The 13481-nt window shown below is 69.8% G+C and carries 11 protein-coding genes; 7 read left to right on the top strand and 4 right to left on the bottom strand.

The window, feature by feature from the left end:
* The first annotated feature begins 109 nt into the window (after positions 1-109).
* From rpoD to hemH, 3 genes are all read left to right on the top strand, one after another.
* Positions 110-2350, top strand: coding sequence for an RNA polymerase sigma factor RpoD (gene rpoD / locus AC07PR_RS13840; protein WP_377152826.1), 2241 nt, complete (start codon positions 110-112; stop codon positions 2348-2350).
* Between the two features lie 291 nt (positions 2351-2641).
* A complete protein-coding gene (locus tag AC07PR_RS13835; RefSeq protein ID WP_377152823.1) occupies positions 2642-3580 on the top strand; it encodes an adenylate/guanylate cyclase domain-containing protein in 939 nt (312 codons plus the stop codon).
* Between the two features lie 71 nt (positions 3581-3651).
* A complete protein-coding gene (gene hemH, locus AC07PR_RS13830; protein WP_495135622.1) occupies positions 3652-4752 on the top strand; it encodes a ferrochelatase in 1101 nt (366 codons plus the stop codon).
* Here the strand turns inward: hemH and AC07PR_RS13825 are convergent, their stop codons facing one another.
* The 3 genes from AC07PR_RS13825 to AC07PR_RS13815 form a co-directional block, all read right to left on the bottom strand.
* Positions 4753-6267, bottom strand: coding sequence for a tripartite tricarboxylate transporter permease (locus AC07PR_RS13825; protein WP_377152817.1), 1515 nt, complete (start codon positions 6265-6267; stop codon positions 4753-4755).
* A 19-nt stretch (positions 6268-6286) separates the two neighbouring features.
* Entirely contained in the window at positions 6287-6811 is a 525-nt protein-coding gene (locus AC07PR_RS13820) for a tripartite tricarboxylate transporter TctB family protein (protein ID WP_297532349.1), read from the bottom strand.
* A gap of 133 nt (positions 6812-6944) precedes the next feature.
* Positions 6945-7913 (bottom strand): Bug family tripartite tricarboxylate transporter substrate binding protein, encoded by a 969-nt coding sequence (locus AC07PR_RS13815; RefSeq protein ID WP_377152812.1) that lies wholly within the window; start codon positions 7911-7913, stop codon positions 6945-6947.
* Positions 7914-8075: 162 nt separating this feature from the next.
* On the opposite strand from AC07PR_RS13815, the gene AC07PR_RS13810 reads away from it, so the two are divergent.
* The 4 genes from AC07PR_RS13810 to AC07PR_RS13795 all read left to right on the top strand — a co-directional run bounded on the left by AC07PR_RS13810 (position 8076) and on the right by AC07PR_RS13795 (position 12175).
* Positions 8076-8786, top strand: coding sequence for a response regulator transcription factor (locus tag AC07PR_RS13810; protein ID WP_495135621.1), 711 nt, complete (start codon positions 8076-8078; stop codon positions 8784-8786).
* A 9-nt stretch (positions 8787-8795) separates the two neighbouring features.
* Entirely contained in the window at positions 8796-10223 is a 1428-nt protein-coding gene (locus AC07PR_RS13805) for a sensor histidine kinase (protein WP_495135620.1), read from the top strand.
* A gap of 95 nt (positions 10224-10318) precedes the next feature.
* Complete coding sequence (locus AC07PR_RS13800) at positions 10319-10705, top strand: RNA-binding S4 domain-containing protein (RefSeq protein WP_377161813.1); 387 nt, start codon at positions 10319-10321, stop codon at positions 10703-10705.
* Between the two features lie 60 nt (positions 10706-10765).
* A complete protein-coding gene (locus AC07PR_RS13795) occupies positions 10766-12175 on the top strand; it encodes a hypothetical protein (RefSeq protein WP_495135619.1) in 1410 nt (469 codons plus the stop codon).
* Positions 12176-12253: 78 nt separating this feature from the next.
* Here AC07PR_RS13795 and AC07PR_RS13790 read toward each other — a convergent pair whose 3' ends face one another.
* Complete coding sequence (locus AC07PR_RS13790) at positions 12254-13318, bottom strand: glucokinase (protein ID WP_495135618.1); 1065 nt, start codon at positions 13316-13318, stop codon at positions 12254-12256.
* Positions 13319-13481: the final 163 nt, after the last annotated feature.

Genomic DNA, 13481 nt, shown 5'->3' with positions numbered 1-13481 from the left:
GAGTCGGGAGTTTGCGGGCGCCAGCGGGGCAGGTGGCTGTTTGCATTGCCTGCACCCACTGCGATTTCCCCGCATTCACCTACTGGCCCCTGAGCCACCGAGGAACTGCATGACCGCCAAAAAGACCGCGTCCAAGGCCGCCGCCGCAGAAACCGAAGAAGTCAAGAAGCCGGCCGCCAAGGCCGCCGCGAAGACCACCAAAGCCGCCACCGCTGCCGCGTCCGACGACGACGCGAAGCCCAAGCGCGGCCGCAAGCCCAAGGCCGAGACCGAGTCGAAGAAGCCGGCCGCCAAGGCCAAGGTCGAAGTGGAGGAAGAGGACTTCGCCGATGTCGACGCCGACGGCGAGACCGAAGGCGACGCCGACGCGGAAGTCGAGACTGTCGAGGCCGTCGAGGTCGAGGAAGTCGGCGAGGACAAGCCCAAGGCCAAGCCGCTGCGCATGAAGGTCAGCCGCGCCAAGGAGCGCGCGCTGATGCGCGAGTTCGGCCTGGACGAGACCGCGCTGACCGAAGAGGAAGTCGCCAAGCGCCGCCAGGAGCTGAAGACCCTCATCAAGATGGGCAAGACGCGCGGTTTCCTGACGCATCAGGAAATCAACGACCACCTGCCCGAGAAGCTGATCAACGAGGAAATCCTCGAGGCGATCGTGTCGATGCTCAACGACATGGGCATCGCCGTGTACGAGCAGGCGCCCGACGCCGCCACGCTGCTGATCCAGGGCTCGACCTCGCCGACCGCCACCGAAGAGGAAGCGGAAGAAGCGGCCGAGGCCGCGCTGTCGACCGTCGACTCCGAGTTCGGCCGCACGACCGACCCGGTGCGCATGTACATGCGCGAGATGGGCACCGTCGAGCTGCTGACCCGCGAGGGCGAGATCGAGATCGCCAAACGCATCGAAGGCGGCCTGCAGGCCATGATGCTGGCCATCTCGGCCTCCCCGACGACCATCGCCGAGATCCTGGCCATCGCCGCCAAGATCCGCGCCGGCGAGATGCAGATCTCCGAGTCGGTGGACGGTTTCGTCTCCGATGACGAGGCGGACGACTACGTCGCGGAAGAAGACTTCGACGAGTTCGACGAAGAGGACGACGACGACGGCGCCGGCGGCTCCAAGGCCCTGACCAAGAAGCTGGAAGAGCTGAAGAACGCCGCGCTGGTGAAGCTGGATTCGCTCGCGACCAACTTCGACAAGATGCGCAAGGCCTTCGAGAAGGACGGCTACAAGTCGGCCAACTACAACAAGGCCCAGTCCGCGATCAGCCAGGAGCTGATGACGATCCGCTTCACGGTCAAGACCATCGAGAAGCTGTGCGACATCCTGCGCTCGCAGGTGGACGACGTGCGCCGCTTCGAACGCGAGATCCGCAAGATCGTCGTGGACAAGTGCGGCATGCCGCAGGAGCACTTCATCAAGACCTTCCCGCCCAACGTGCTGAACCTGCAGTGGGCGGAAAAGGAAGTGGCCTCGGGCAAGCCGTACGCGAACATCATGTCGCGCAACCTGCCCGCGATCCAGGAGCTGCAGCAGAAGCTGATCGACATCCAGGGCAAGGCCGTGGTGCCGCTGGACGACCTCAAGGGCATCAACAAGCGGATGAACGAGGGCGAGAAGGCCTCGCGCGACGCGAAGAAGGAAATGATCGAGGCCAACCTGCGCCTGGTCATCTCGATCGCCAAGAAGTACACCAACCGCGGCCTGCAGTTCCTGGACCTGATCCAGGAAGGCAACATCGGTCTGATGAAGGCGGTCGACAAGTTCGAGTACCGCCGCGGCTACAAGTTCTCGACCTACGCGACGTGGTGGATCCGTCAGGCCATCACCCGCTCGATCGCGGACCAGGCCCGCACCATCCGCATCCCGGTTCACATGATCGAGACGATCAACAAGATGAACCGGATCTCGCGTCAGCATCTGCAGGAGTTCGGCTTCGAGCCGGACGCGCCGACGCTGGCCGAGAAGATGGAGATGCCGGAGGACAAGATCCGCAAGATCATGAAGATCGCCAAGGAGCCGATCTCCATGGAAACGCCGATCGGGGACGACGACGACAGCCACCTGGGCGACTTCATCGAGGACACCAACAACACCGCGCCGATCGAGGCCGCCATGCAGGCCGGCCTGCGCGAGGTGGTGAAGGACATCCTCGACAGCCTGACCCCGCGCGAAGCCAAGGTGCTGCGCATGCGCTTCGGCATCGAGATGAGCACGGACCACACGTTGGAGGAAGTCGGCAAGCAGTTCGACGTCACCCGCGAGCGCATCCGCCAGATCGAAGCCAAGGCGATCCGCAAGCTGAAGCACCCGAGCCGCTCGGACAAGCTGCGCACGTACCTGGACAACCTCTGATCCAGCCTCAGATCCGGGGCCCAGCGATGGGCACCGGATTTGCCGAAGAAGCCGGCCACGTCCTCGGACGATGGCCGGTTTTTTCTTTGTGGTAGCCGCTGCCCGGGCCGCCCTCGCATCCCCTTCGGGATCCATCGCTCGGGGGTCGCGTACGGCATTCGCCCGCCTGTTGGGGGGAGGTGTCGCACAGGGGCCGACAGGCCCCCAAGGCGAGGGCTTATCTCCACGTGACGCCCAAGGTGGCGCGGCTACACTGAGACTTCCATCACACCCTAGCCCCTTCCCAGGCCGATGACCCAGATCCGCGAGCGCACCGTCCTGTTTGCCGACTTGCGCGGCAGCACGGCGCTGTTCGAGACGCTGGGGAATGCGGAAGCCTCGGGGCTGGTGACGCAGACGGTCGCCCTGACCGGCCAGGCGGTCGAAGAGAACCGCGGCAACATCATCAAGACGCTGGGCGACGGCCTGATGGCCGCGTTCGACAATCCGCGCGACGGCATCAAGGCCGCCATGCGGATGCAGGAGCTGCTGCTGAAGTCGTCGGCGCGCAGCGAGCGCCTGCGCCACACCCACCTGCAGATCGCGCTGGCGCGCGGCGAGGTCGTCGAGATCCACGGCGACTGCTTCGGCGACGCGGTCAACGTCGCGGCGCGGCTGCTCGACCACGCGGGCGACGGCGAGACCGTCGTGACGGCCGAGGTCGTCAACGGCCTGACCAGCGCGCAGAAGTCCCGCTTCCGCAGCCTGGACCACATCAGCGTGCGCGGCCGCGCCGAACCGGTCCACATCTACGTGCTGGACCAGGGCACCGGCGATCCCGGCGCCACGCAGTTCGGCGAGATCGTCCGCAGCGCCGCGCCGGAAGGCATCCGGCTGGTCTGGCAAGACCTGGACCGCGTCTTCGACATCGAGCAGATGCCCATCGTGCTGGGCCGCAGCACGCAGGCGACCTACTGCATCACCGACGTCCGCGTCAGCAGATCGCATGCGCGCATCGACTGGCAGGGCAGCAGCTTCAGCCTGACCGACCTCAGCTACAACGGCACCTTCGTGCGCTTCGGCGCCGGCGGCCAGACGCTGAGCCTGCGTCGCGGGTCCTGCACCTTGCACGGCGCGGGCGCGATCGGCCTCGGCGGCGCGGCCTCGGAGTCGCAGGCCCCGACCGTGCGTTTCGAAGTGCTGCATCTGGCCGAAGCCGCCTCGCCGGCGCTGCTGCGTCGCGGACTCTGAACCGTCCGCGTCGCAGGCACGTCGCCCTCCCCCTCGTTCCCTCTTCTTCGCGGTCTTCCGCCCCACGCCGGATGAGCTTCCGTCCCGAACCCGATCACACCCACGGGCGCGCGCCGACGATCGGCGTGCTGCTGGTCAACCTCGGCACGCCCGACGCGCCGACGCCCGAGGCCACGCGCCGCTACCTGGCGCAGTTCCTGTCCGACCCGCGCGTCATCGAGATCCCCAAGGCCGCCTGGTGGCCCATCCTGCACGGCGTGATCCTGCGGACACGCCCGGCGAAATCGGCGAAGAAGTACGCCAGCATCTGGATGAAGGACGGCTCGCCGCTGATGGTCTGGACCACGAAGCAGGCCAAGCTGCTGCAGGGCCAGCTCGGCGAGTTGGGCCATCGCGTCAAGGTGCTGCAAGCGATGCGCTACGGCAACCCCTCGATCGCGTCGCAGCTCGACGCGCTGCGCGCCGACGGCGCCACCCGCGTGCTGGTGCTGCCGGCGTATCCGCAGTACTCGGGCGCGACGACCGCCAGCGTCATCGACGACGTGGCGCGCTGGTCGCTGGCGCATCGGCACGTGCCGGAGTTCCGCTTCGTCAACCGGTACCACGACGACAAGCGCTACATCGCCGCGCTCGCCGAGAGCGTGCGCGCCCACTGGAAGACCGAGGGCCGCGGCGAGCTGCTGGTGATGAGCTTCCACGGCATGCCCGCGCGCACGCTGGCGCTGGGCGACCCGTACCACTGCGAATGCCTGAAGACCGGCCGGCTGCTGGCCGAGGCGCTGGGGCTGTCCGACGCGCAGTACAAGGTGACCTTCCAGAGCCGCTTCGGCAAGGCGCGCTGGCTGGAGCCCTACACCGAACCCACGCTGCGCGAGCTGGCCGGACGCGGGCTGAAGTCCGTCGACCTGATCTGCCCGGGCTTCTCGTCCGACTGCATCGAGACCCTGGAAGAGATCGACATGGAAGCGCGCGAGGCCTTCCTGCACAGCGGCGGGCAGCGCTTCAGCTACATCCCCTGCCTGAACGACCGCCCGGGCCACATCAAGGCACTGGCGGCGATCGCCGAGCAGCACCTGCAGGGCTGGCCCACGACCGCCGTGCCCGACGAGGCACAGGCGGCCGCCCTCGCCCGTCAGCGCGACGCGGCGCTGACCGCCGGCGCGACGCGCTGATCAGCGGATAGCCGCCTGCTGGCGCGCCTTGCGCGCGCTCATCCACTTCATCACCCGCGGCAGCAGCAGCACGATCACCACGATCGCCAGCAGGCCGGCCGACAGCGGGCGTTCGAAGAACACGCGCCAGCTCCCGCCGCCGATCGCGACGCCGTTGCGCAGGTGCGCCTCGGCGAGCGGGCCCAGGATCATGCCGACGACGACCGGCGCGGTCGGGAAGTCGAAGCGCCGCATCACCACGCCCAGCAGGCCGATGGCCAGCATCACGTAGAGGTCGAAGGCGCTCTGGCGCATGCCGTAGACGCCGACGGTCGCGAAGATCAGGATCCCGGCATACAGCGGCGCGCGCGGGATGCGCAGCAGCTTCACCCACAGGCCGACCATCGGCAGGTTCAGCACCAGCAGCATCACGTTGCCGATGTACAGCGACGCGATCAGCGCCCACACCAGGGTCGACGAGGTCTCGAACAACTGCGGCCCCGCCTGGATGCCGTAGTTCTGCAGCGCCGACAGCAGGATCGCCGCGGTCACCGAGGTCGGGATGCCCAGCGTCAGCAGCGGTACCAGCGTGCCGGTCACGGCCGCATTGTTGGCCGCCTCCGGCCCGGCCACGCCCTCGATGGCGCCGACGGTGCCGAACTCCTCCTTGTGCCTGGACAGCTTGCGCTCGGTCGCGTAGCTCAGGAAGGTCGGGATCTCGGTGCCGCCGGCCGGGATCACGCCGAACGGGAAGCCCAGCGCCGTGCCGCGCATCCACGCGGGGATCGAGCGTTTCCACTCCTGGCGCGTCATGTGCACGCGGCCCATGGTGTTCATCGTCAGGTTGCTGCGGCCTTCATAGAGCGCCACGTAGAGCGTCTCGCCGACCGCGAACAGCCCCACCGCGACCAGCACGGTCTCGATGCCGTCCATGAACTCGGGCACGCCGCCGGTGTAGCGGATCTGGCCGGTGATCTGGTCCATGCCGACCAGGCCCATGGCCAGGCCGATGAACAGCGCGGTCATGCCGCGCAGCGTGCTCTGGCCCAGCACCGCGGAGACGGTGGTGAAGGCGATCAGCATCAGGCAGAAGTACTCCGGCGGGCCGAGCGTGACGGCGAAGTCCGCCAGCACCGGCGCGAACAGCGTGACCAGCACGGTCGCGATCGTGCCGGCGAAGAACGAGCCGATCGCCGCCGTGGCCAGCGCCGCGCCGGCGCGGCCGTGGCGGGCCATCTTGAAGCCTTCGAGCGCGGTCACCATGGTGCCGGTCTCGCCCGGGGTGTTGAGCAGGATGGACGTCGTCGAGCCGCCGTACATCGCGCCGTAGTAGATGCCGGCGAAGAAGATCATCGACGCGGTCGGGTCGACCTGCGCGGTGATCGGCAGCAGCATCGCGACGGTCACGGCCGGGCCGAGGCCGGGCAGCACGCCGATCGCCGTCCCGAGCGCGCAGCCGATGAAGGCCCACATCAGGTTGGCGCCGGAGGCGGCCGTGGCGAAACCGCCCATCAGGTGGGTCCAGAGGTCTTGCATGTCGGGACTCCGGTTGGGGTTACAGCCAGCCGCCGGCCGTGATGGCGGGCAGGTTCAGCGCGAGCAGCTTGTTGAACAGCCAGAACACCGGGGCCGCGATCAGCAGGCCGGTGACGGCGTCGATGACGATCTGGCGCACGCCGCCGTGGGCCTTGCCCTCGGCGCGACGCAGGCCGCGCACCGCCAGCACGAAACACAGCGTGCAGGCGAGGACGAAGCCGATCGTCGTGATCAGCGACGCGTTGGCGATGACGGCCGCGGCCACCCAGGCCCCCGACAGCCAGTCGGCCTTGGGCGCGCCCGACGGCGGCTCCATCGAACGGAAGCCGCCGCTGCGCGATTCCCAGATCAGCCAGGCGCCGCAGATCAGCAGCACCGCGGCGACGAACCAGGGCAGCGCGTTCGGGCCGATGCCGGAGTAGCCCGCATCGGACGGGATCGCGGCGGCCCCGAAGGCCATCACGCCGCCGACGACCATCGCCGACGCGCCGACCAAGGTTTGGTAGAGCGGACCTGGTGCGGCCTGCTCGGTGGTATCAGTCATGGGGAGACCTCCCGGTCCAGAATCAAGTCGATCAGGCCGCGCCGTTTCTACCAAGCGGAGCCCGTGGAACTGGCTTCGCCAGGCCACTGGGCTCGCCCCCTTGAGGGGGCCGGCGTAGCCGGTAGGGGGTGGGTCAAACCATCCCGGACTTGTGCATGATGGCGCGCAGCGAGGCGAACTCGTTGTCCACGAACGCCTCGAAGTCCTTGCCCGTGAGCACGGCGGGCGTCCAGCCGTTCTTCTCGAGCGCCTCGGCCCAGGCCTTGGACTTGGTCGCCTTCACGACCAGGTCGATCAACACCTGCCGCTGCGCCGGCGTGATGCCCGGCGCGCCGTACACGCCGCGCCAGTTGCCGATCTCGACGTTGTAGCCGAGCTCCTTCATCGTCGGGATGTCCAGGCCCTTGATGCGCTGCGGCGCGGTGATCGCGATCGGGCGCATCTTGCCGCTCTCGATGTAGGCCTGGAACTCGCTGTAGCCGCTGCCGCCGATGCTGACGTTGCCGCCCAGGATCGCGGCCACGGCCTCGCCGCCGCCGCGGAAGGCGACGTAGTTGATCTTGGTCGCGTCGACGCCGACCTCCCGCGCCAGCATCGCCGCGGCGATGTGCTCCGTGGCGCCGCGCGAGCCGCCGCCCCACTTGACCGAGCCGGGGTCCTTCTTCAGCGCCTCGACCACGTCCTTCATCGTCTTGAACGGCGAGTTGGCCGGCAGCACGAAGACGTTGTACTCGCTGGTCAGGCGCGCGATCGGCGTGGCCTGCGTCAGCGTGACGGGCTGCTTGCTGGTGATCAGGCCGCCCAGCATCACGGCGCCCATCACCATCATCGCGTTCGGGTCGCCCTTGGCGGCGTTGACGAACTGCGCCAGGCCGATGGCGCCGGCGGCGCCGCCCTTGTTCTCGAAGGTCACCGCGCCCGCGGCGCCCGCGTCCTGCAGCGCCTTGCCCAGCGCGCGGCCGGTGATGTCCCAGCCGCCGCCGGGGTTGGCGGGCACCAGGATCTTCAATGCCGCCGCGGCTTGCGCGCTCAGCGGCAGCGCGCCGGTGGCGCCCAGCGCGGCGAACGCGGCCGCGGACTTCAGGAATTGGTCTCGACGCATGCTCATGTCTCCTGTTGTAGATCTGGTCATCGGGGGCAGAGCACGCGCCCGACGTTCGTTGTAGGCGTGAATCCTGCACAAGGTGGCTTTCAATCGGCTGTCGGAAAGCTCAGGGTTGACCCTGAGCGGCGGCGCCTCGGCGCGTGGCGGACACTGCCGGGCATGAGGCTGCTTTTCGTCGAGGACAACGCCGCGCTGCAGACCACGGTGGCGCGCTCGTTCGAACGCCGCGGGATCCAGGTGCAGGTGTTCGCCGAGGGCCGCGCGGCGCTCGAGCGCTGGCGCGCACAACCGCCGGACGTCGTGCTGCTGGACCTGTCGCTGCCCGACATCGACGGGCTGGAACTGCTGTCGGCCGCGCGCGCCGAGCAGCTCACCACGCCGGTGATCATCCTGACCGCGCGCGGCACGGTGGGCGATCGCATCCTGGGCCTGAACATCGGCGCCGACGACTACCTGCCCAAGCCCTTCGATCTCGACGAACTGGAGGCCCGCGTGCGTGCGCTGGCGCGGCGCAGCCGCGGCGCGGCGGGATCGGCGGGCCAGACCGGCCAGACGGGCGGCACAGGCACGCACGAGGACGACGCCTTCCACGGCCTGCGCGTGGACGCCGACAGCGGCGCGATCTACCACCTCGGGCTGCCGCTGGACCTGCCGCCGCGCGAGGCCGCACTGCTGCGCGCGCTGCTGGCGCGACCGGGCCAGGCGGTCGCGAAGGAGCGGCTGACGGAGATCGTCTTCGCCGACGACCTCGACGTGCAGCCCGACGCGGTCGAGGTCGTCGCGTATCGGCTGCGCAAGCGGCTGCCCGCCGACGGCGCGCGGCTGGTGACGCTGCGCGGCCTGGGCTACCTGCTCAAGGCGCCGGACTGAGTGGGCCGGGTGATCAGGCTCTCCTCGATGCGCAGCCGGCTGCTGGTCGGCATCCTGGTGCCGGTGGGGCTGCTGATCGCCGCCAACGCGCACCGGCTCTACGAGGACGCGCTCAAGGCCATCGACACGGCCTACGACCGCACGCTGCTCGCCTCGGCGAAGACCATCGGCGAGCAGCTCGACGTGCACGGCACGCGCGAGGCGCCGCACCTCGTCTCCGAAGTCCCCTACGCGGCGCTGGAGGCCTTCGAGGCGGACAACCGCAGCCGCATGTTCTATCGCGTCACCGGCTTCCAGGGCGAATGGGTGTCGGGCTTCGACGACCTGCCCGCGTGGCACGGCAAGCTGCCCGATCGCGGCGCCTATGCGGCGCTGGTCGATTTCTACGACGACGTTTACCAGGGCGAGGCCGTGCGCGTCGCGGTGCTGAAGCAGCCCGTCTCGGGCGAGGCGGGCCTGGGCGTGGCGACGATCCAGGTCGCGGAGACGCTGGAGATCCGCCGCACGCTGGCGCGACAGGTGCTGGTCTCCACGCTGTGGCGGCAGGCGGCGCTGCTTGCGGTGATCGCGATCGTGGTCTGGGGCGTGGTGCTCTTCGCGACCTGGCCGGTGCGCGAGTTGAGCCGCTCGATCGGCGCGCGCGCGGACGACGACCTCAGCCCCATCCCCATGCCGGGCGTGCCCGCGGAACTCGCGCCGCTGGTGGTCGCGATCAACGAGGCCTGGCACCGGCAGGCCGGCCTGTTCGCCCACCAGCAGCGCTTCGTGCGCGACACCTCGCACCAGCTGCGCACACCGCTGGCGGTGCTCAAGGCGCAGGTGCAATCGGCGCGGCGCGGCGACCTGCCGCTGACGCAGGCGATCGACGAGATCGGCGCCACCGTCGACGGCGCCACCGCGCTCGCCAACCAGATGCTCGCGCTGGCCAAGGTCGAGCAGCTGCGTCAGCAAGGCGACCCGCCGCGGCTCGACCTGGCGGAGACGGTGCGCGAGGTGGCGCTCGACCTCGCGCCGCTGATCGCGGACGCGGAACTGGACTTCGAGCTCTTCACCGAAGCCGCGCCGGTGCGCGGCCATGCATGGGCCCTGCGGGAGCTCCTGCGCAATTTGCTGCACAACGCGCTGCGGCACTGCCCGCGCGGCGGACGTCTGGAAGTGCGGGTGACGCGGGGCGCGGGAGCCGACGGCGGCGTCGAGCTGCGCATCGCCGACAGCGGCCCCGGCATCGCCGCGGCGCTGAGGCCCAGGCTCGGGCAGCCCTTCGCCGCCGGCGCTGGCGGAGGGTCGGGGCTCGGGCTCGCCATCTGCCGGGAGATCGTCGGCTCGCTCGGCGGCACGCTGGCGCTGGACAACCGCGAGCAGGATGGGGTCATCGCCGGCCTGGACGCCGTGGTCCGGTTGCCGGCGGCACCATCCTCCGATCCGATCTCGCCATAGGACAATCGACGCTGATGTCTTCCCACGCCCGCTCCCGCTCCGCCGGTTCCGCAGCCGCTCCCGCCGCCGCCGCGGCCGCTTCCGGCCCGGCCGGCATGCGCCTGGACAAATGGCTCTGGGCCGCGCGCTTCTTCAAGACCCGCTCGCTCGCGGTCGACGAGATCGGCAAGGGTCGCGTGACCATCAACGGGCAGGCGGCGAAGGCCTCGCGCGACGTGCGCGTCGGCGACCTCGTGAAGCTGCGCCAGGGTCAGATCGATCGCGAGGTGAAGGTGGCCGGACTCAGCGCCATGCGCGGTCCGGCGCCGGTGGCGCAGGCGCTGTACGAGGAAACGCCCGACAGCATCGCGACCCGCGAGCGCGCCGCCGAGGCGCGCCGCCTCGCGCCCGAACCGGCCGACGCCATCGAGCAGGGCCGCCCCACCAAGCAGGACCGCCGCCGCCTCGCGGACTGGAACCGCTGGTCCGCCAGCCTGGACTGACGCCCCCGTTCCGCCGATCCCACGCGGCCCCGCGCCGCCCGGTGGGCATCGGCGCGCCGCATGGTCCGCCGCAACGCGAGCAGCGAGGGCGACATGATCGGCATTCCCAGGCACCAGGCGCTTCACGAGTTTCCGCTCGCGAAGGAGGACGAGGTCGTCGCCGGCGCCCCCCCCTCCGAGGCACAGCCGACGCTCGACGCGATCGATGCGTCTCCGGTGGCACGCCCCGATGCCCGATCGATGGCCAGGGTCCTCTTCCGCGCGGACGCCGGATGGCGGGTCCAGTCCCTGGCCCAGGCGACGAGCCGGTCCCAGGCCGTCGCGCGCTTCGACGAGATCCGACAGAGCGCCGCGACGATGTCGCCCGGCCATCCCGAAGTGCTGCGGGCCATCGGCGCCCTGGCCCTGAGCATCGGCGGCTCCTCCGGCTGCGGATTCGGCATGGGCCGGGGCACCGGCGCGGCGATCGCCGAACTCGGCATCCGCTACCACTTCGACACCCGCATGCCGCTGGGCATCGGCGAGGATCGCAACTACATCGACCAGGACACCGACCTCGCCCTGCAGCAGCTCTGCGCCGTCGTCACCCTCCGGTGGCTGGGCGCCACGCTGGTCGGCGGCACCTTCGCGGCAGTGGGCGGCGTCCTGGCGCCACGGGCCGCGGCGTTGACCGGCCGTCAACTGGCGGCCATCGCGCCGGAGCGACTCATCCCGGACCACGTGGCCGACCTGCTGGATGAGACCGGGGCGCCGTACGGCGACAAGGGCGTGGACCGGCTCCGCCGGGAGGTCCAGCAGGTCCAGCAGGCCACCGGACAGATCGACGGGACCACGCACGTGCGCAGCGGCGTCGTGGCCTTCGGCGTCCTGAACGCCGTACGCGGCACCGCGCTGGGCCAGTCGCCGGTCGGCGTGATGCCGGACATCGGCATCTCCACCGCCGTGTCCTTCATGGCCGGGATGGCCACGGGCCTGATCGCCGGCACGCTCATGGCCAGGAAGCGCCATCTCGTGCCGGACGCCAGGCACACCGGCGACGGTCAGGCGCCGCTCGTGCAGGTACCCCTGTTCGAGGTGAAGAAGACGGCGCCGGTCATGCCCCGCTTCACCGGGACCGGCGCGTGCAACGGCCTGGGCAACCTCGCCCGGGGCATCGGGGACCGCATCCGGCTGCTCGCCGTCTCGACCTGGCTGCTGGCCCTGCTGGGCGTGCTCGTCAGCTTCGCGGGAGCGGCCACCCGCCGCGAACCGCTGAACTGGGTCCATCGCGTCGGCAAGGCGATCGAACTGGGCGTCGGCGTGGGGGCCGCCGTCGATCCCTACTTCGGCGGGCTGCCGGCCGTCCTCGCACGCGATCGCACCCGGCTGGAGCGGCAGCAGGCGCAGCTCGAATGGGCACGGCTCGCGCCCCTCGAGCCCCGTGCCGATGCCGAGTCCCCCGTCGAGACGCTCGCCCTTCGCCAGCTCTAGGGAAGCGCTGCACCACTCGCCGCGGCGGCTGCGGGGCGTTGTGCAGCGCGCCCCTGGGGAAGCATGGGTGCCGTGATCTCAGTCCGTCCTGCGCGCGAGGTCCTTTTCGAGCCAGCACGCGGCGCCCAGCACGCCCAGGTCGCCGTGATCGATCACGTGGACGGGCACGCGCTCGAGGAATGCGGTCAGCACCCCCTTGTGCATGAAGCGCTTCTTGAAATCGCTTTGCTGCAGGAAGGACTCGATCTTGGGAAGGATGCCGCCGGCCAGCAGGATGCCGCCGTAGGCGCTGTAGAGCGCCGCCAGGTCGGCCGCGAAACTGCCGAGCAGCGCGCAGAAGGTGTTCAACGCCTCGGTGCCGGCGGCCGAGCTGCCATCGAGCGCGCTGGCCGTGACCTCGGCGGGCGTGTGCAGCGTTGGCTCCTCGCCTCGAAGCGCCGAGATCACGCGGTACAGCTTGAGCAGGCCCGGTCCCGATAGCGCGTACTCGACCGGCACATGGCGCTGGTCACCGGCCAGCAGGCGCAGGATGTCGAGCTCGCGCGCCGTTCCAGGCGCCAGCGAGACATGCGCCGCTTCGGTGGCCAGCACCTGCGAACCCTTCCCGTTGGGCAGGATCACCGCGCAGCCGAGGCCGGTGCCGGGCCCCATGACGACGATCGGGCCGGCGGCCAGCCCGCCGACGGCGCCATCGCCCGTCATCAGCGGACGCATCTCCGTCGGCCCGACGTGGGGCACGGCATGCGCCAGCGCTTCGAAATCGTTGATGACCGCGAGGTGGGCAATGCCCAGTCTGTCTCGCAAGGCGGAAATGGAGACCGGCCACGGCAGGTTGCGATTGACGACGACGTCCTCCTGCACGTAGCCGGCGCACGCCAGCACGCACGCCTGGATGGGGCCCGCGTCGCGCCAGGGCGTCTGCGCCAGCCTGGCGGCGAAGTCCGCCAGCAGATCGGCCAGGCCGGGCCACGCCGCGCAGGCGTAGACCTCGCCGTGCAGCAACTCCACCGGGCAGGCCCCGGTCTCGACTTGCAGCGTGCGTGCCAACGCAACCCGGGCGTGCGTGCCGCCCACGTCTGCCGCAAGGAACAGGACGCCCGAGCCTGACGGACCGGGCTCACACGAATGGGGAGCAATGAGCATGGTCACGAGTTTCGACCGCAAATGACACAGTTGTCAATTGCTGTCCAAACCGGTCAAAACGTGCTCCGATTCCTCAGTGTTTTCCCTCGCTGTTCCAAGCGTTGTTCACCGCTTGCAACGAGTTTTCCCAGTGACAACCGCATCTTTAGTTCGACGTGCGCAA

This window comes from Roseateles sp. GW821-FHT09H11 (assembly GCF_059415845.1).
This window is presented reverse-complemented; position numbering and strand designations above follow the sequence as displayed.

What these genes read in the sequence shown, in the direction of transcription:
- rpoD (WP_377152826.1), top strand. Translation starts at nt 110, where the DNA reads ATGACCGCCAAAAAGACCGCGTCCAAGGCCGCCGCCGCAGAAACCGAA.
- AC07PR_RS13835 (WP_377152823.1), top strand. Translation starts at nt 2,642, where the DNA reads ATGACCCAGATCCGCGAGCGCACCGTCCTGTTTGCCGACTTGCGCGGC.
- hemH (WP_495135622.1), top strand. Translation starts at nt 3,652, where the DNA reads ATGAGCTTCCGTCCCGAACCCGATCACACCCACGGGCGCGCGCCGACG.
- AC07PR_RS13825 (WP_377152817.1), bottom strand. Translation starts at nt 6,267, where the DNA reads ATGCAAGACCTCTGGACCCACCTGATGGGCGGTTTCGCCACGGCCGCC.
- AC07PR_RS13820 (WP_297532349.1), bottom strand. Translation starts at nt 6,811, where the DNA reads ATGACTGATACCACCGAGCAGGCCGCACCAGGTCCGCTCTACCAAACC.
- AC07PR_RS13815 (WP_377152812.1), bottom strand. Translation starts at nt 7,913, where the DNA reads ATGCGTCGAGACCAATTCCTGAAGTCCGCGGCCGCGTTCGCCGCGCTG.
- AC07PR_RS13810 (WP_495135621.1), top strand. Translation starts at nt 8,076, where the DNA reads ATGAGGCTGCTTTTCGTCGAGGACAACGCCGCGCTGCAGACCACGGTG.
- AC07PR_RS13800 (WP_377161813.1), top strand. Translation starts at nt 10,319, where the DNA reads ATGCGCCTGGACAAATGGCTCTGGGCCGCGCGCTTCTTCAAGACCCGC.
- AC07PR_RS13795 (WP_495135619.1), top strand. Translation starts at nt 10,766, where the DNA reads ATGGTCCGCCGCAACGCGAGCAGCGAGGGCGACATGATCGGCATTCCC.
- AC07PR_RS13790 (WP_495135618.1), bottom strand. Translation starts at nt 13,318, where the DNA reads ATGCTCATTGCTCCCCATTCGTGTGAGCCCGGTCCGTCAGGCTCGGGC.